Origin of the sequence: Streptomyces sp. SUK 48 (assembly GCF_009650765.1) — a bacterium.
GTDB lineage: Bacteria > Actinomycetota > Actinomycetes > Streptomycetales > Streptomycetaceae > Streptomyces.
In genome coordinates this window covers 3,262,082-3,278,947 of record NZ_CP045740.1, presented here as the reverse complement: position 1 = coordinate 3,278,947, position 16,866 = coordinate 3,262,082, and the positions used below count along the sequence as shown (strand labels likewise).

Here is a 16,866-nt window from a genome sequence, read left to right as displayed (position 1 = left end):
GCGGGCGGATCAGCCGGGCAGGCTCGCCGGGCTGCCCCCGTTGGCCTCGAAACCCCCCACCGCCAGGGCGCGGTAGACGGCGAACTCGGCCGCCGGGTCGGCCGCCAGGGTCCAGGGCAGGGCGCCGACATGGCCGTCGACCTGTATCAGCTCATGCATGGCCTCCGCCCAGCGCTCGGCGCGGACCAGGAAGAAGACCAGCAGATGGCGGACGTACGGCAGCGTCGGATCGGCGGCGCCGGCCTCGTGCGCCGCGTGCTGGGCGCCCCGGACCGCCTTGGTGACGACCTCGCCGCGGTAGAGGCTCAGCACCAGGTTCACCTCGGGGAGGTGCTCGAACACCGCGAACAGCGGGAGCGCGGCGAGCAGCGATCCGCGCGGGGCACGGGCGGCGGCCGCCTCGGCGAAGGCGTACGCCTGCTCGCGCGAGCCGTGCCACTTCTCGCACCAGTAGGGGAGCGCGGCCAGATGCGCGCCCATGTGGTGCGGGGCGCGGTCGAGGACCTTCAGCCACAGCCGCTCGAACTCGTCGCGGGGCAGGGCCAGTCCGCGGCCGATCGCCAGCTCGATGATGTGCGGCACCGGGTCGGCGGGCGCCTGCCCGGCCGCCTGCCCGCACACCTCCCGGGCCTCCTCCAGCAGCAGCCGGAAGTCCTTGGTGCCGGCCGCCGACGCCCGCCAGGCCCGCTGCACCAGGAACTCCGCGTGCACGGCCGCACCGCCCGCGTCCTCGGGCCGCTCCGCCCGCCACACCCGCAGCCACTGGCCGCCCGGCGTCTCGTGCACCCCGCCGGGACGCTGTTCGACCTCCAGCGCGGCGGCGCCGCCGAGCGCCTGCACCCGCTGCCAGCGCAGCTCGCCCGCCGTCTCGGTGCCGGCCAGCAGCTGGGCCGCCGCCCGGTAGTCCTGGGTGCGCTGCACCAGCTCCAGCGCGTCCAGCAGATCCTGGTCCGGGCCGGGCAGCCGGACGTCCAGCTCCTCCTGGCGCACGAAGCCGTAGTCCGCGGGGTCGGCGGCGTCCGGGTGGTCCGGGTGCACCTGCTCGATCATCCCGCGCCTGCGCCGTACCAGCGGGAGCAGCACGAAGCTCAGCATGAGCAGTGCCATGAGCAGCCAGAGAATCGCCATGCCCCAAGGGTTCCAGACGCCACCGACAAATGCCCAACCCCGTCCCCGGCCTGTGGACAACTCCGGTCCTGGGCATGACAGCCGAGAGCCGGCCGGCACAGGGATATCCCTCCGCGCACCCCCGGCCCACCCCCCGCCCACCCCGCCGGGCCTCGGAATCCCGCCGGGCGCATTACGCTCGGTGCACATGAGCGACAGGCACATCAGTCAGCACTTCGAGACTCTCGCGATCCACGCGGGCAACACCGCGGATCCCCTCACCGGCGCGGTCGTACCGCCCATCTACCAGGTCTCGACCTACAAGCAGGACGGCGTCGGCGGGCTGCGCGGCGGCTACGAGTACAGCCGCAGCGCCAACCCGACCCGTACCGCCCTCGAGGAGAACCTCGCCGCGCTGGAGGGCGGCAGCCGCGGCCTCGCGTTCGCCTCCGGCCTCGCCGCCGAGGACACCCTGCTGCGCACGCTGCTCACCCCCGGCGACCACGTGGTGATCCCGAACGACGCCTACGGCGGCACCTTCCGCCTCTTCTCCAAGGTCGCCACCCGCTGGGGCGTGGAGTGGTCCGTCGCCGACACCAGCGACCCGGCCGCCGTACGGGCCGCGATCACCCCGCGGACCAAGGCCGTCTGGGTGGAGACCCCCTCCAACCCGCTGCTCGGCATCACCGACATCGCCGCCGTCGCCGAGGTCGCCCACGACGCGGGCGCCCGCCTCGTCGTCGACAACACCTTCGCCACGCCCTACCTCCAGCAGCCGCTGTCGCTCGGCGCGGACGTCGTCGTGCACTCGCTGACCAAGTACATGGGCGGCCACTCCGACGTGGTCGGCGGCGCCCTGATCGTCTCCGACCCGGCGCTCGGCGAGGAGCTGGCCTACCACCAGAACGCGATGGGCGCCGTCGCCGGCCCCTTCGACTCCTGGCTGGTGCTGCGCGGTACCAAGACCCTCGCGGTGCGCATGGACCGGCACAGCGAGAACGCCACCAAGGTCGCCGACATGCTCAGCCGGCACCCCCGGGTGACCAGCGTGCTCTACCCGGGCCTGCCCGAGCACCCCGGGCACGAGGTCGCCGCCAAGCAGATGCGCGCCTTCGGCGGCATGATCTCCTTCCGCGTCGAGGGCGGCGAGGAGGCGGCCGTCGAGGTGTGCAACCGCGCCCAGGTGTTCACCCTCGGCGAGTCGCTCGGCGGCGTCGAGTCCCTGATCGAGCACCCCGGCCGGATGACCCACGCCTCCGCCGCCGGCTCGGCCCTGGAGGTCCCCGCCGACCTCGTCCGCCTGTCCGTCGGCATCGAGAACGTCGACGACCTGGTGGAGGACCTGCGCCAGGCCCTGGGCTAGGGCCTGGCGTTTGGATCTTGCCGGGCTCGCGGGGTCTGGTGCCTGATCCGGCCTGATCCAAACGAAAGACCCTGGACACCGCGCGGGTGATCCGGGCCGCGCGCGGCCCGGATCACCAGCCGTCCACCGGTGGAGTCGTCTGCGAGGGCGGCTCCACCCAGGGGTGGGCGTACGCCGCCCACACTCCGAACACCACCGCCGCCACGCACAGCAGCGCCCACATCACCCGGCGCGCCAGCCGCCCGCGCCGCAGCAGCCGCTCGCCGCGCCGCACCGCGTCCGGGTACAGCTCCGGCGGCACCGGCACCGGCACCGGCCGCGCGCCCATCACCCGCCGTACGGCGGCCTCCCGCTCGGCCCGGTTCACCCCGGCCGCCCCGCGCCGTACGCCCGCCCGCTCCCGGCGCCTCGGGCCCTCATGACGGCGCCGCCTTCGCGTCCGCCGGGCGCGGACCGGCCGCCTTGGCCGGGTGCAGTACCCGGGACGTCGCCCGGTCGCAGACGGTGTGCACCCGTTCCGCGGTCAGCCCGAGCAGCGCGGCCGTCTGCTCCTCGGCGACCCCCTCGTACAGCCGCAGCACCAGGACCAGCCGCTCCTGCGGGTCCAGCCCGGCGAGCGGCCCGCACGGCTTGGGCCCCGCGCGGCGAAGGAGCCGGTGCCGGGGCCAGATCGTGCGGGCGAAGCGGACCGCGAGGTACTGGCGCGCGCAGTCGTACGGGTCTTCGCCGCGCAGCCGGTGCCAGCGGGCGTAGGTGTGGCCGAGCGCCAGCGTCAGCAGGCGCCGCGCGCGGGGGTTGGCGTCCGGGGCCTCGGCGGTGAGCAGCGTCGAGGCGAGCAGCAGCCGGCCGGCCGCGCCCGCGACGAACGCCTCGAACTCCTGGGCCCGCCGCGCCCCTCGGGCCACCTGCCGATCACGCAAGACGCCTCCCCGTCAGGGGGCCCGTCCGGTACGGGACAGGTGAATCGCGTACGACGCGGGACCCGGCTCTCATATGAGGCCAGCCGGGGCCCCGGGTCAAGACTCGGGAAGCTTCCCCTGGGTGCGGGCCGACAGGCCGAGGTTGAAGCGGGTCAGCAGGTCGCAGAACTGCTCGCGCTCCTGCGGCGACCAGTCCTCGGTCAGCTCCGCCATCAGCAGGCGCCGCGAGGAGCGCACCTCCGCCAGCCGGGCGGCCCCGCGCGGGGACAGCTGGAGCACCACCGCGCGGCCGTCCTCCGGGTGCGAGGTGCGCTTGACCAGGCCGGTGTCCACCAGCGGGGCCACCTGCCGGGTGACCGTGGAGGAGTCGATGCCCATGCCCGAGGCGAGCGCCTTGACGCCCATCGGGCCCTCCTTGTCGAGGCGGTTGAGCAGCAGATAGGCGGCGCGGTCCATGGAGTTGCGCGCCTGCCCGACACCGCCGAGCCGCGTCTGTTCCGCGCGGCGGGCGAACACCGCCACCTCGTGCTGGAGGGCGTCGAGAAGACCGGGATCACCGAGGGTCGTCATGTCCATCGACATTTCAGGTGTTGTGGGCATGGCCGGAGGCTCGCTTCATGAAGGGCTGCAAGGTTGGGGGACAGGGTACGCGGCCCGGCGCCGGGCCGTACCGGCGCTGCGCAAACCCGTCTTGGACCTTGGTCACCACCGTCGTCCGCCACCGCGAGCTGCGATGCTGGAGTCATGAACTACCGCACCGCCCACCCCTTGCGTTCGGTCACCCTGGACGACGTACGCGGGGCCCAGAAGATGCTCTCGGGCGTGGCGCGGACGACCGCGATGGAGGGCAGCCGGCACCTGTCCCAGCTGGTCGGCGCGCCGGTGCAGCTGAAGTGCGAGAACCTCCAGCGCACCGGCTCGTTCAAACTGCGCGGCGCCTATGTGCGCATCGCCGGGCTGCTGCCGGAGGAGCGGGCCGCCGGGGTGGTGGCCGCGAGCGCCGGCAACCACGCGCAGGGCGTCGCCCTGGCCTCCTCGCTGCTGGGCGTGCACGCCACCGTGTTCATGCCGCACGGCGCCCCGCTGCCCAAGGTCAGCGCGACCAGGGAGTACGGCGCCGAGGTGCGCCTCACCGGCCAGGTGGTGGACGAGACACTGGCCGCCGCCGAGGACTACGCGGCCCGCACCGGCGCGGTCTTCATCCACCCCTTCGACCACCCGGACATCATCGCCGGACAGGGCACGGTCGGCCTGGAGATCCTGGAGCAGTGCCCCGAGGTGCGCACGATCCTCGTCGGGGTCGGCGGCGGGGGACTGCTGGCCGGGATCGCGGTCGCGGTGAAGGCGATCCGGCCGGACGTGCGGATCATCGGCGTCCAGGCCGAGGGCGCCGCGGCCTACCCGCCCTCGCTGGCCGTCGGGCACCCGGTGGCGGTCGCGAACCCGGCCACGATGGCCGACGGCATCAAGGTGGGCAGGCCCGGCGTGGTGCCGTTCGGCATCGTCCGCGAGCTGGTGGACGAGATGCGCACGGTCACCGAGGACCAGCTGTCCGCCGCGCTGCTGCTGTGCCTGGAGCGGGCCAAGCTGGTCGTGGAACCGGCCGGCGCGAGCCCGGTCGCCGCCCTGATGGCGTCCCCGGACACCTTCGAGGGCCCGGTCGTCTGCGTGCTGTCCGGCGGCAATGTCGACCCGGTGCTGCTCCAGCGGGTGCTGCGGCACGGCATGTCCGCGCAAGGGCGCTATCTGGCCGTACGACTGCGGCTCACCGACCGTCCGGGCGCCCTCGCCACCCTCCTCGGGGTGCTGTCGGGGGTGGACGCCAACGTCCTCGACGTCAGCCACGTCCGCACCGACCCCCGGCTCGGCCTCAGCGAGGTGGAGGTCGAACTCCACCTGGAGACCAAGGGCCCGGCCCACTGCGCCGAGGTCGGCCGGTGCCTGCGCGACGCGGGCTACACGGTCCTCCCCTGAGGCCGTACGGCCAAGGAGGTACAGGAGGTACAGGAGGTACGACAAGACCCCCGGCGTCCGCTGCGGACGCCGGGGGTCCCGGGGTGGGTCAGGTCTGGGGGGCTCAGCCGTTGTAGGGCTCGGCCTTGAGGATGCGGACCGAGGCGGTCTTGCCGTTCGGCAGCTCGTACTCCGCGTCCTCGCCGACCTTGTGGCCGATGACACCGGACCCCAGCGGCGACTGTGGGGAGTACGTCTCCACATCCGAGCTCGCGTACTCGCGGGAGGCGAGCAGGAACGTCATGGTGTCGTCCTCGTCACCGTCGAAGGCGATCGTGACGACCATGCCGGGCGCGACGGCGCCGTCGGCGGAGGCCGGGGCCTCGCCCACCTTGGCGCTCTCGAGGAGCTGGGTCAGCTGCCGCACCCGCAGCTCCTGCTTGCCCTGCTCCTCCTTGGCCGCGTGGTACCCGCCGTTCTCGCGCAGGTCTCCCTCCTCGCGCGCGGCCGCGATCTTGGCGGCGATCTCCGTGCGCGCAGGACCAGTAAGGTACTCAAGCTCGACCTTGAGCTTGTTGTACGCCTCCTGGGTCAGCCAGGTGACGTTCTCGCTGGTCTGGGTCACAGGGTGCTCCTCGTCGGTACTGGGGATACAAAGCATCGCCCTACCCAGAAGAATGTTCCCTCTTGGATGGGCGAAACCACGAGCCTAACAATTCATCCGCGGAAGGGGGAGGACATAAGCCATCAGAATCACATCAACGCAGGTCGGACCGTCCGCATTCCGGGTGAGGGAGCGGCGGGGCGGCGCGTTCCGCGCGGTGGACCACTGGCCGGGGCGGGGCCCGGCGTGCGGTGCTCCCGGCGGGCCGGCGGTGTCAGCCGCTGTGGCAGCCCAGCAGCTCGGCCGTGGTGCCGCGGGCCGTCGTACGCAGCGTGACGACCTTGTCGATGCGGGTGGCCGAGCCGGTGAAGTGGAAGTCGGCGCGGCCGACCTCGGTACCGTCCGCCGACTGGGAACGCAGGGTGCAGTAGCCGTTCGCCCCGGCGTCCTTGTGGACCTCCAGGTGGGCCTTGACCGTGTCGTTCGTGGAGTCGAAAGTGATCACCTGGGCGCTGATCTTCGTCTGGGCGATGTAGTGGTACGCGAAGTAGCCGACCACGGCCACCAGGACGGCGCCGAGCACCACGGCGGCGGTCCTGAGTCTGCGGTCGGCACGCTCGTCAGAGGAGCGGCCGTAGCGGCCCGTGGGCAGCCCCGTGCTCGCCGTACTCATGATCGTCCTCTCCGCGGAATTAATCGCCCCCCGATTCGGTCACTATAGAAGCCTTCGATTGCGCCCTGAGCCTTGGGGGCGCCGACCTACCGAGGATTGAGTCTTGACTGACCAGCTGCGACTGATGGCCGTTCACGCGCACCCCGACGACGAGTCGAGCAAGGGCGCGGCCACCATGGCGAAGTACGTGTCCGAGGGGGTGGACGTGCTGGTGGTGACCTGCACCGGCGGTGAACGCGGCTCCATCCTCAACCCCAAGCTCCAGGGCGACCCCTACATCGAGGCGAACATCCACGAGGTGCGCCGCAAGGAGATGGACGAGGCCCGCGAGATCCTGGGCGTCAAGCAGGAGTGGCTGGGCTTCGTGGACTCCGGGCTGCCCGAGGGCGACCCGCTGCCGCCGCTGCCCGAGGGCTGCTTCGCCCTGGAGGACGTCGACAAGGCGGCCGGCGAGCTGGTGCGCCAGATCCGCTCCTTCCGTCCGCAGGTGATCACCACCTACGACGAGAACGGCGGCTACCCCCACCCCGACCACATCATGACCCACAAGATCTCCATGGTGGCGTTCGAGGGCGCGACGGACACCGAGAAGTACCCCGAGGACGAGTTCGGCCCCGCCTACCGGCCGCTGAAGCTCTACTACAACCAGGGCTTCAACCGTCCCCGCACCGAGGCCCTGCACCGGGCGCTGCTCGACCGCGGCCTCGAGTCGCCGTACGGGGAGTGGCTCAAGCGCTGGAAGGAGATCGAGCGGGTCGAGCGCACCCTGACCACGCATGTTCCCTGCGCGGACTTCTTCGAGATCCGCGACAAGGCGCTGATCGCGCACGCCACGCAGATCGATCCGGACGGCGGCTGGTTCCGGGTGCCGATGGAGCTCCAGCGGGAGGTCTGGCCGACGGAGGAGTACGAGCTGGCGAAGTCGCTCGTGGACACCTCCCTCCCCGAGGACGACCTCTTCGCGGGCATCCGGGACAATGCCTGACATGAGCGCAAGCGTGAGCCTGGCAGCGACGGACCTCGTCTCCCTCGCCGACCTCGACCAGAACAAGGTCACCCCCGGTGTCCTCGGCTTCATCGTGTTCGCGGTGATGGCGGTGGCGGTGTGGGGCCTGATGAAGTCGATGAGCAAGCACATGCGGAAGGTCGACTTCAAGGAGCCCGCCGAACCCGGCACGGACAGCCAGGCCGCCGACCCCGGCACGGACAGCCGGCCGGCCGACACCCCGGCCCGGCGCAGCTGAACCCCGGCCGACCCGGCCTTTGACCCCGGGCTCCGGCCCTCGGCCGACGGACCCGGGTCCCCGTCCCCGTGGACCTCGGCCCCCGAGCGCCCGGTCCGCGGGACTTCGCCGCTCGCGGCTCCGGCACCCGGAGCCGCGAGCGGCCACGGAAGTCAGCCGGTCCGCCGAATCCGTCGCCCCCGTCACCTCGCGGGCGCGGCGGTCCGCAGCCATGCGCTAACGGCGGGGGCCGAAGACTCTTGGCGGCGCGCCCCGCTTGAGCGGAGGGCGGAGGAGAACACGTCATGGCGGACGGCCCGGTCGTGGGCCGTCCGCCACCGCGGCGTGAGGTCAGAAGAGAGCCAGTGCCGAGGACGATGCCTTGAGGTCGCCCAGCTTGTCGTGCCAGAGGTGGGTGGGGTCGGCCTCGACGGCGGCGACCAGTTCCTTCATGGCGATCAGGGCGGGCGGCACATCACCGTCGTAGACGTCGCCCTGCAGCATCCGGATGATGTCGATGCGGTAGCGCGGGTCGTCGATGAAGGCCGTGAAGAGGACGTTCAGCCGGTAGTACATCGATATGAAGTCGTACCAGATGCTCACGCCCTGGCGCAGGGTGCTCACATAGGTGTCGAACCGCCCGGCGCTGAAGTCGTCCGCCGCGGCCGCGGCGATGATGTCCTTCGCGGCCAGGCGGGCGCTGTTCATGGCGACGCTCACCCCGCTGGAGAAGATCGGGTCGACGAAGCGGGCCGCGTCGCCGATCAGCACCAGGGCGTCTCCGGCGATCTTCCACATGCCGTAGCTGTAGTCGCCCTCGGTTTTGAAGGGGCGCAGCCGCGTCGCGTTCTTCAGCGCCCCGAGGAGCTCCGGCCGGGTCGCCACCGAGTCCCAGAAGAACGACTCCAGATCGTCCTTGGCCGCCTTGAAGCGTGTCTTCTGCGTGACGACCCCGACCGAGGTGATGGTGTCCGTGATCGGGATCTGCCACACCCAGGTGTTCTCCTGCGGCAGGAAGTGCACATGGATGTAGTCGGCGTCCTGCGGTCTGCGGGCCACCGAGGCCCGGTCGAGGCCCTCGAACCAGGTGTGCACCGCGTACTGGTCGAAGACGGGGTCCGGCACCTTCACCTTCAGCTGGCTGCCCACCAGGGTCTGGCGCCCGCTCGCGTCCACGACCATGCGCACCGGCACCGCCACCTGCCGGCCGCCGATCTTCGCCAGCAGCCGGGGACGACTCGGATCCGAGAAGTCGACCCGGTTGACCCGGACGCCCTGGAAGATCTTCGCGCCCTGTTCCTCCGCGTGCTCGAGCAGGATCTGGTCGAACTTCCCGCGGTCCACGTGGAAGGTGTACTCCCGGTCCACACCGCGCTGTGCACGCTCCTGGTACGCGATCTCGGCGACCCCCCAGCCGTGCGAGTTCGCCTGGAAACCGGTGGGGACACCGGCCCGGTGGTCGGCCGCCGTCCACGCGGCACCGTACTTGCGCGGGAAGCCGGCGGCGTCGATCTTGTCCAGGACGCCGATCTCCCGCAGCACCGGCATGACCGCCGGGACGAGTGACTCGCCCACGTGTTCACGCGGGAAGACCTGGCCTTCGAACACCGCTACCCGCAGGCCCGCCGCCGCGAGATACGACGCCATGGTCGAGCCGGCCGGGCCTCCCCCGATGACGCCCACGTCGTAGTCATAGGTCTCAGGCACGTCTCACTCCCATCAGGTCGAAGGCCGTGGTCAGCCGAGGGGCGACCGAGAGGCGGCGGCGCGGAGCGAGACGACCAGGTCCGTCACGCGCTCGAGGTTCTCGAAGTTGCGCCGGGACATCTCCGTGGGGGGCACCCGTACCCCGAACTCGCTGTGCAGGAAGGCGAGCAGCCGTGCCGTCTCGAGCGATTTCAGGAGCCCCGACGCCACCAGCGGCGTGGCCGGCTCCACGGCGATGCCCCGGTCGGGGATCAGTTCGGTGCCGACAAAGGCGATGAGCCTGCGCAGCACGGATTCGCGGTCGTTGTCCACTGTCATGTGCGGTCCGTCTCCGTCGTCGTCGCGCCAACGAAGGCCGAGCATGGCGGGCAGGTCTGGAGAATCGCTCGAGGTGGCGCGGGGCCCGGGAATCCACCCGGCGCCGCCATGACCGATCCTCCCTGTCAGGGGGTGCGGACCTGCGACTGCGTCGACTCCCACAGGGACCGCAGGGAGTCCGTCAGCCCCCGGCGGGGCGCCCAGCCGAGGCGCTGGGCGGCCGCCGAGATGTCCAGCAACTGCCAGTCGCCGCTGGCCCGTACGATCCGCCCGTCCGGATGGTCCTCCACCACGACCCGGGCGGCCGCACCGCTGATCCGGGCGAGCTGTTCCATCAGACCGCGGACGTCGACGGCCGTGCCGCCGCCCAGGTTGATCACGCCGAGACCGCCACGCCCCGCGGCCGCGGCCACCCCGTCCGCCACGTCACACACGTCCACGAAATCCCGGAAGACCCGGGCCGGTCCCGTGCGCAGCACCGCCGTCCGGCCCTGTGCGGCGGCGGCCCGCAGCCGGGCCACGGTCACCCCCGGCAGGCTGGTCGCCGGCGCGTTCGGACCGATCACGTTGGAGACCCGCAGCACGATGCCGTCGACCACGCCGGCGCGCGCGGCCTCCAGTACACACGTCGTGCCGCGCAGCTTCGTCCGTCCGTAATTGGTCTGCGGTCGCGGCAGAGTGGCCTCGTCGACGAGCGAGCCGTACGGCACCGGCCCGTACTCGTGGGCGGAGCCCAGGTGGATGAGCCGGGGCCGCCCCTCCCACGCGTCGAGTGCGGCGATCAGCCGCTCGACGAGCGTGACGTTCGACCGGGTCATCTGCTCCGCGTCGACGTTCCACACACCGCCCGCCGCGTTCACCACGACCGTCGGCCGGTGGGCCCGCAGCAGCGCGACCAGGGCCTCGGTGCCGGCCGCCGCGAGATCCAGGGCGGTGAACCGCGCTGCCTGACCCGTCCACGGCGGCCGGGTGCGGCCCACGGCGAGCACGTCATGGCCGAGCGCCGCGAGCCGGGCGCACACCTGCCGGCCGACGAACCCGGTCCCGCCGAGGACCAGCGCACGGGCCGCGCCGTCGCCCGCGCGCACCGGCTCACCGGACCGTCGCATCGGACCCCGTCCCCGTCCGGACCGCCTCGCGGTCGCCGCCCAGCAGCTGCCGGGCCTCGGCGAAGACGTCGAACTGTCCCCGCCAGTCCGCCCCGAAGGGGGCCAGCACCAGATGGTGCACGCCGGCGGCCCGATAGGCGTCGAGCCGCTCCGCGATCTCCTTCGGGCCACCCGCCACCGCGGCCCGGGCGGCACGGTCGGGATCGAGGCCGAGCCGCCCGGACAGGAACCCGGCCAGCCGCTCGGCGGCACGCGTGCCGTGCTCCCGCACCCCGGCGGCGATGACCAGCGCCGCCACCCGGGGCGCCGGCCTCCCGTACCGTGCGGCCAGTTCCCCCAACCGCGCACCCGCCGCGGCGAGTTCGCGGGGCGGGGTGGCAGCGGCCAGCCAGGCATCACCGTACTCGGCGGCCCGGAGCAGCGCCCGCTCGGTGCCGCCGCCGATCCAGAGCGGCGGCCGGGGGACGGCGGGGGCCAGCGTGACCTGCTCGGGCCGCGGCGCCGGTGCGTGCGGTTCCTCTGCCAGCAGACCGTCGAGCGCGGTCGGTTCCCCGGCCAGCAGTCCGGGCAGCGCGGCCAGGACGCGGTCGGTGCGCCGGCCGCGCCCCTCGAGCGGGACGCCCGCCGCCCGCCACTCCGCGGGCACGCTGCCGCCCGTGCCCACCCCGAGGATCAGCCGGCCCCCGGAGAGGTGTTGCAGGGTGGCGATCTGCTTCGCGGCCCACACCGGTTGGCGCAGCGCCAATTGCAGTACGCCGAGACCGACACGCACGCGCGTGGTGACGGCGGCGGCCGCCGCGAGCGCGAGTGTGCTCTCCAGCAGCGGCCGCCCGTCGGCGAGATGGTCACCGACCCACACGGAGTCGAAGCCGGCCGCCTCCGCGTGCCGGGCCGTCGCCGTGACCTCGGGGAGGTCGTCCCCGGCGATCGGCAGGGACACACCTGTTCGCAGACCCATGGGCTGTTCCTTCCACTCCGGTGTACGCCGCGGCCGACCCTGGCAGGCGCCGGTTGAGCACGGAGCGAGCGCGGCGCCCGAGGCCGTTCGAGGCGCTCTCCAGCCACCGTTGACGTCGCACCGGCACGCTGCCGGTGTCGGAGAGCGGCCGACGGCCCCGGCCGTCACGGGAAAGGAGACCCATGGGTACGGACGTGGTGGTGGTGGGCGCGGGGCCCGTGGGCCTGATGACCGCGGCTGAGCTGGCGTTGGGCGGGGCACAGGTCACCGTGCTCGAACGGGGCACGGAGCCGGCCGGCGACTCACGGGCCCAGGTGCTGCACGGCCGGACGATTCCCACGCTGGACCGCCGCGGACTGCTCGACCGGTTCACGGCGGCCGAACGGGAGATGAACGGGGGCGCGGGCCGCAGCCAGGACAGACGGGCGCTGCCCAAGGGACACTTCGCGGGCATCACCGGCCTGGACTTCCCGGTGCCCGGTGGCGGGCTGCCGGGCGCCGTCTTCGTGCCGCAGGCGGTGACCGCGCGGATTCTCGGCGAGCGGGCGGCCGAACTCGGGGTGGAGGTCCGTCGCGGCGCCGAGGTCGTCGGGGTCGAGCAGGACACCGAGGGCGTCGTGGTGCGCACGGCCGACGGCTCCCGGGTGAGCGCGGCCTTCGTCGTCGGCTGCGACGGCGCTCGCAGTGCCGTACGCCGCGGCGCGGGCATCGGCTTCTTCGGAACGGACGCGATCGCCTCGACGACGGCCGGAGAGGTGTTCCTGGGCGATCCCGCGAACGCTCCGGCCGGCTGGCACCGCACCGCGCGCGGCTGCACGGTGATCGCCGTGCACCCGGGGCAGGGGCGCAGCCGGGTGGTGGCCATCGAATTCACCGGGCCGCCCGCCGACCGTACGGCTCCTGTCACCCTGGACGAGCTCGCCCGGACCGTGGCGCGCATCCACGGCCGGGACATCCCCATGGCGGGGCTCGAGGCGGGTGCTCGCTACGGAGATGCCGCCCTGCTGGCCGACGTCTACCGCGCGGGCCGGGTCCTGCTCGCCGGCGACGCCGCGCACATCCACTACCCGGTCGGCGGCCAGGGGCTGAACATCGGGTTGCAGGACGCGGTCAACCTGGGCTGGAAACTCGCCGCGCACGTCACGGGCCGTGCCTCGGACGCCCTGCTCGACACCTTCGAGAGCGAACGCCGGCCGGTCGCCGACGCCGTACTGAACCACACCCGCGCCCAGCTGGCCCTGCTCGACCCGGCGCCGCGCGTGGACGCCCTGCGCGCCATGTTCAGCGACCTGATCGGCTTCGGCGAGGTGAACCGGTACCTCGCGGAGAAGATCTCCGCCGCGGACATCCGCTACGACACCGGCACGGCGGACCCGCACCCCCTGGCCGGCGGATGGGCGCCCGAGGCCGTGCTGACGCTCGGGGACAAGCAGTACAGGCTGGCCGAGCTCCTGCACGGGGGCAGGCCGGTGCTGCTACGGCTGGACGAAGGCGACACCGCGACCGTGTCCGCCTCCGCCCGCCTCGACGTGGTGCGGGCGACCAGCCCCCAACTCGCCGGTCTCACACAGCTGTTGATCCGCCCGGACGGCTATGTCGCCTGGGCCGCCGACACCGGTCTGCCCGCCGAGCGGGTCCGGTCCGAGCTGCACGCGGCACTGGCACGCCTGACGGGCGCATGACCGTACGACCGTGCCTCGAAGCCCTCGAAGCCCCGAAGCCCCGTAAACCCAGATCCGGAGGGAAAGTACCGATGACCGACGCCCCTTGGGCATCCCGGCTGCAGGACATGGCCGACCTGACGACACCGATGACGATCAGGGTGGCCGCCACTCTCCGCATCGCCGACCGCATCGCCGACGGCACCGACGGCCTGGCCGCGCTCGCGGAGCGGACCGGCGCGGACGTCTCGGCACTGCGCCGCGTCATGCGTCACCTCGTCGCCGTCGGCGTCTTCGCCGAGACCTCGCCCGACACCTACGCTCTCACCGACATCGGCAAGGAACTGTGCACCCAGGGCTCGGGTGACGCGCGCAGTTGGCTCGACCTGGAGAGCGCCATCGGCCGCGTGGACCTGGCTCTCACCGACCTCCTGGAGTCGGTGCGCACCGGCAGGCCCCCGGCGGCGCGCCCGAACGACACCTGGGAGGCGCTCGACCAGGACCCCGAGCTGTCGCGGACCTTCGACGAGCAGATGGCGGCGGGTGCCGCGGCCAAGGCGCCCGGCCTGGCCGGGACGTTCGACTGGTCCTCGGCCGGGCGGGTGGTGGACGTCGGCGGCGGCAACGGGACGCTGCTCGCCGCACTGCTCACGGCGCACCCGCACCTGCGCGGCACGGTCGTGGACCGGCCCGGGCCCGCGGCGTCGGCGGACGAGCGGTTCGCCGCGGCCGGCCTCGGCGAGCGGGCGGGAACCGTCGCCCAGAGCTTCTTCGACGAACTGCCCCCGGGGGCCGACGTCTATCTGCTCTCCGGTGTGCTGCACGACTGGGACGACGACCGGGCGGCCCGGATCCTCGGCCGGTGCGCCGAGGCGGCCGGTGCCACGGGCCGGGTGCTGGTCCTCGAGTCGCTCGTCGACCCGGCGTCCGCGCGCAGTTCGACGACCGACATGGACCTGCTGATGCTGGTCACCACGGGCGGCCGGGCCCGCACCGCGGCGGACCTGGAGGCCATGGGCACGGCCGTGGGACTGACGGTGAAGTCGGTGGCCCCCGTCGAAGAACCGCACAGCCTGCTGGAGTTCGTGGCCACGTCCTGACCGGACGCGCGGGAGGGGGCGGGCACCGCACCGGGTGCCCGCCCCCTCGTTTCCCGTGTCCGTCGCCGCACGGCCCGCTCAGCCGTGCGAGCCGGCGAAGGGGTCCACCCCCGCACCGGTACGCACCTCGGCGAGCCGTTCGGCGACGGCCGCGGCCGGCAGGCCGGCGAGCGCGTCGGGCACGAGGCTGTCGGTCCGGCGCACGCTCACCGTGCTGCCGCCCGCCGCGGGCCGCGCGCGGACCTCACCGCGTACCGAACGGCAGTACGCGGGCAGCCCCTCGGTCTGCTTCCACACGATCACGGTGTCCACGGGGCGCACATAGCAGCGTCGCAGCGCGGGCCCGCCCGGCGCCGTGCGCAGGTCGACGGACCGGCAGCGCTCGGCCTCGGCCACCACGGTCGCCGACGCGGAACCGGACAGTCTCCCGGGCCGGTGGGCCGGGCCCCACAGGGCGTCGACGGCCTCGAGCGGCGAGGCCGGCACGAACACCGAGGTCTCCTGCGTGAACTCGTGCTCCGTGAGGGCGTCCAGCTGTTCCGCGAACCGTTTCAGCCCGCGCAGCTGCTTGCCGATCCCCGTGTCCATGCGCCGCACCATCTGCTCCGCGGCCTCCGCGTCGTTGACGGTGAGGGTCCAGGCATGGCTCAGTTCCACGTCCGTACCGCCGTCGGCACCGGCCCGGATCGACCACTCGCCGTGCATGGAGGCCACCGGAGGAGCGGCGGCGAGCTGGTCGAAGGAGATCCGGCCGGCGTCCGCGTCGAGGGTGCGCGCCACCTGCCAGGTGCGAGGCGTGCCGCCGTCGATGACCCACCGCTGGATCACATCGTGATGGCTGTCGCCCTCCAGACGCTCGATGTGCACGACGGTGGGGGAGAGCCGCGGGGTGTGCGCGTTGTCGGCGACGAGGTCGTACACCACCTCCGGGGGCGCCATGACGGTGATGCGGTGGGCGAGCCGGCCCGGTGGCCGGGTGGCGGGAGTGGACGCGGATGCGGACATGGGCGCGGGTGCCTTTCGGTCTGGGGAAGAGAGGGAATCCGGTCTGCGGTGAACAGGAACGGGACGGAGGGCCACCGGTGCCCGGCTCAGGGGTGCTCGCCCTCGACCACCCGCACGGGAAGGCGGTCGTGCGGGTGCGTCCGCACGGACGTCAGGCCGGCCTCGGCGAGCATCGACGCGTAGGCGTGAGCGGAGTGCGTTTCGCCGCCCTCGGTGGTCGCCAGCATCAGCAGGCCGAGCATCTGCGCGTGGTACTCCTGGCGCGGGTCGGCGTCGCCGGTGGTGAAGCCGGCGATGACCACGCGCCCCCCGGGGGCCAGGGCCGGGGTGAGACGGCGCAGCAGGCCGACGCACCGGTCGTAGGAGAACATCAGCAGGAAGTTGGCCAGCACGATCACGTCGTACGGGCCGTCGAGCGGCACCTCGAAGGCGTCGCCCGGCAGATAGGAGGCCCGGTCCCCGAGCCCCTGCCGCCGGGCGTGCCGCGCGGCCACTTCGAGCACCTCGGGCCAGTCCTGGCACCACACGTGCCCCGCCGGCCGACGGCCCGCGAGGGTGAGCCCGAACAGGCCGTGCCCGCAGCCGACGTCCAGTACCCGCAGTCCGTCCCGTCCGGCCGCCCAGGGTTCCAGGACATCGGCGACGTGTGCGGCACCGGCCCGGGTGAGGCCGGTGAGATGGGTGGCGAAGTCGGTCCAGAACGGAAGCCCGGGCCGCTCCGCTTCGGCGTCGGCGACCGGACCGCCCTTGCGGACGACGTCGGGGAGGGAGCGCATGATGTCCCACTCCCAGCGGCTGCCGGCGACGTTGACGTTGCCGCCGAAGTACTCCTTGCTGGAGGTGACCAGCAGCCGCTCGGCACCCGGCACCAGCCGGAACGCGTCACCGGCCGGCTCCAGCAGGCCCGCCCCGCACAGCGCGTCCAGCAGCAGCCGGACGGCACGCGGGTCGGCGGAGACGGCGTGGGCGACCCGGCCCGCGTCGGCGGGGCCGTGTGCGAAGCAGTCGAAGATCCCCAGCTCGAGGGCGGTCCGCAGCAGATAGGTCGCCTTGAATCCGGTCATCATCCCGAGGAGGCGTTCGCGGGTGAGTTCCGCGTTCGTGTCAGCCATGCGCGGATGCTGGCACGCGGCGTTCGAGGAGGAATCGAGGTCGCCGGGGAGGC

18 protein-coding genes are annotated in these 16,866 nt (G+C 73.0%); 6 read left to right on the top strand and 12 right to left on the bottom strand.

What is annotated here, in order from left to right:
- Positions 1 to 9: 9 nt before the first annotated feature.
- Positions 10 to 1,128, bottom strand: coding sequence for a hypothetical protein (locus GHR20_RS13865; protein WP_153813341.1), 1,119 nt, complete (start codon positions 1,126 to 1,128; stop codon positions 10 to 12).
- Between the two features lie 187 nt (positions 1,129 to 1,315).
- On the opposite strand from GHR20_RS13865, the gene GHR20_RS13860 reads away from it, so the two are divergent.
- Positions 1,316 to 2,470, top strand: a complete 1,155-nt coding sequence (locus GHR20_RS13860; RefSeq protein ID WP_111586504.1) for a cystathionine gamma-synthase — start codon at positions 1,316 to 1,318, stop codon at positions 2,468 to 2,470.
- Between the two features lie 112 nt (positions 2,471 to 2,582).
- Here the strand turns inward: GHR20_RS13860 and GHR20_RS13855 are convergent, their stop codons facing one another.
- The 3 genes from GHR20_RS13855 to GHR20_RS13845 all read right to left on the bottom strand — a co-directional run bounded on the left by GHR20_RS13855 (position 2,583) and on the right by GHR20_RS13845 (position 3,990).
- Positions 2,583 to 2,837, bottom strand: coding sequence for a hypothetical protein (locus GHR20_RS13855; protein WP_153813340.1), 255 nt, complete (start codon positions 2,835 to 2,837; stop codon positions 2,583 to 2,585).
- Positions 2,838 to 2,886: 49 nt separating this feature from the next.
- Positions 2,887 to 3,390: a sigma factor-like helix-turn-helix DNA-binding protein gene (locus GHR20_RS13850; protein WP_153813339.1), complete on the bottom strand. Its 504-nt coding sequence runs from the start codon at positions 3,388 to 3,390 to the stop codon at positions 2,887 to 2,889.
- Positions 3,391 to 3,486: 96 nt separating this feature from the next.
- Entirely contained in the window at positions 3,487 to 3,990 is a 504-nt protein-coding gene (locus GHR20_RS13845) for a MarR family transcriptional regulator (protein ID WP_181516657.1), read from the bottom strand.
- Between the two features lie 144 nt (positions 3,991 to 4,134).
- On the opposite strand from GHR20_RS13845, the gene ilvA reads away from it, so the two are divergent.
- A complete protein-coding gene (gene ilvA / locus GHR20_RS13840; protein ID WP_111586507.1) occupies positions 4,135 to 5,364 on the top strand; it encodes a threonine ammonia-lyase in 1,230 nt (409 codons plus the stop codon).
- A gap of 103 nt (positions 5,365 to 5,467) precedes the next feature.
- Here ilvA and greA read toward each other — a convergent pair whose 3' ends face one another.
- Positions 5,468 to 5,968, bottom strand: a complete 501-nt coding sequence (gene greA / locus GHR20_RS13835; RefSeq protein WP_111586508.1) for a transcription elongation factor GreA — start codon at positions 5,966 to 5,968, stop codon at positions 5,468 to 5,470.
- A gap of 253 nt (positions 5,969 to 6,221) precedes the next feature.
- Complete coding sequence (locus tag GHR20_RS13830) at positions 6,222 to 6,620, bottom strand: DUF4307 domain-containing protein (RefSeq protein WP_153813338.1); 399 nt, start codon at positions 6,618 to 6,620, stop codon at positions 6,222 to 6,224.
- A 103-nt stretch (positions 6,621 to 6,723) separates the two neighbouring features.
- Between GHR20_RS13830 and mca the strand changes: the two genes are divergently transcribed.
- On the top strand, positions 6,724 to 7,605 hold the full coding sequence (gene mca / locus GHR20_RS13825; RefSeq protein ID WP_111586510.1) for a mycothiol conjugate amidase Mca: 882 nt from the start codon (positions 6,724 to 6,726) through the stop codon (positions 7,603 to 7,605).
- The gene (locus GHR20_RS13820; protein WP_194858880.1) at positions 7,598 to 7,864 is read left to right on the top strand and encodes a hypothetical protein; all 267 of its coding nucleotides are present in this window, start codon (positions 7,598 to 7,600) and stop codon (positions 7,862 to 7,864) included. Before mca ends, GHR20_RS13820 begins: the two co-directional genes overlap by 8 nt.
- A gap of 330 nt (positions 7,865 to 8,194) precedes the next feature.
- On the opposite strand, the gene GHR20_RS13815 is transcribed toward GHR20_RS13820, so the two are convergent.
- The 4 genes from GHR20_RS13815 to GHR20_RS13800 form a co-directional block, all read right to left on the bottom strand.
- A complete protein-coding gene (locus GHR20_RS13815) occupies positions 8,195 to 9,550 on the bottom strand; it encodes an NAD(P)/FAD-dependent oxidoreductase (protein ID WP_275549654.1) in 1,356 nt (451 codons plus the stop codon).
- A gap of 30 nt (positions 9,551 to 9,580) precedes the next feature.
- Entirely contained in the window at positions 9,581 to 9,868 is a 288-nt protein-coding gene (locus GHR20_RS13810) for an acyl carrier protein (protein ID WP_146609825.1), read from the bottom strand.
- 125 nt (positions 9,869 to 9,993) lie between these two features.
- A complete protein-coding gene (locus tag GHR20_RS13805; RefSeq protein WP_153813336.1) occupies positions 9,994 to 10,977 on the bottom strand; it encodes an NAD(P)-dependent oxidoreductase in 984 nt (327 codons plus the stop codon).
- Positions 10,961 to 11,935 (bottom strand): LLM class flavin-dependent oxidoreductase, encoded by a 975-nt coding sequence (locus GHR20_RS13800; RefSeq protein WP_243878021.1) that lies wholly within the window; start codon positions 11,933 to 11,935, stop codon positions 10,961 to 10,963. The genes GHR20_RS13805 and GHR20_RS13800 overlap by 17 nt, the downstream gene beginning before the upstream one ends.
- Positions 11,936 to 12,117: 182 nt before the next feature.
- On the opposite strand from GHR20_RS13800, the gene GHR20_RS13795 reads away from it, so the two are divergent.
- Together GHR20_RS13795 and GHR20_RS13790 are read left to right on the top strand one after the other, a co-directional pair.
- Positions 12,118 to 13,617 carry an FAD-dependent oxidoreductase gene (locus tag GHR20_RS13795; RefSeq protein WP_208446848.1) on the top strand — a complete coding sequence of 500 codons (1,500 nt, stop codon included), beginning with the start codon at positions 12,118 to 12,120 and terminating at the stop codon, positions 13,615 to 13,617.
- Between the two features lie 71 nt (positions 13,618 to 13,688).
- On the top strand, positions 13,689 to 14,696 hold the full coding sequence (locus tag GHR20_RS13790; protein ID WP_153813335.1) for a methyltransferase: 1,008 nt from the start codon (positions 13,689 to 13,691) through the stop codon (positions 14,694 to 14,696).
- Positions 14,697 to 14,774: 78 nt separating this feature from the next.
- Here the strand turns inward: GHR20_RS13790 and GHR20_RS13785 are convergent, their stop codons facing one another.
- Together GHR20_RS13785 and GHR20_RS13780 are read right to left on the bottom strand one after the other, a co-directional pair.
- Complete coding sequence (locus GHR20_RS13785) at positions 14,775 to 15,701, bottom strand: aromatase/cyclase (RefSeq protein ID WP_153813334.1); 927 nt, start codon at positions 15,699 to 15,701, stop codon at positions 14,775 to 14,777.
- Between the two features lie 86 nt (positions 15,702 to 15,787).
- Positions 15,788 to 16,813 (bottom strand): class I SAM-dependent methyltransferase, encoded by a 1,026-nt coding sequence (locus GHR20_RS13780; protein ID WP_153813333.1) that lies wholly within the window; start codon positions 16,811 to 16,813, stop codon positions 15,788 to 15,790.
- Positions 16,814 to 16,866: the final 53 nt, after the last annotated feature.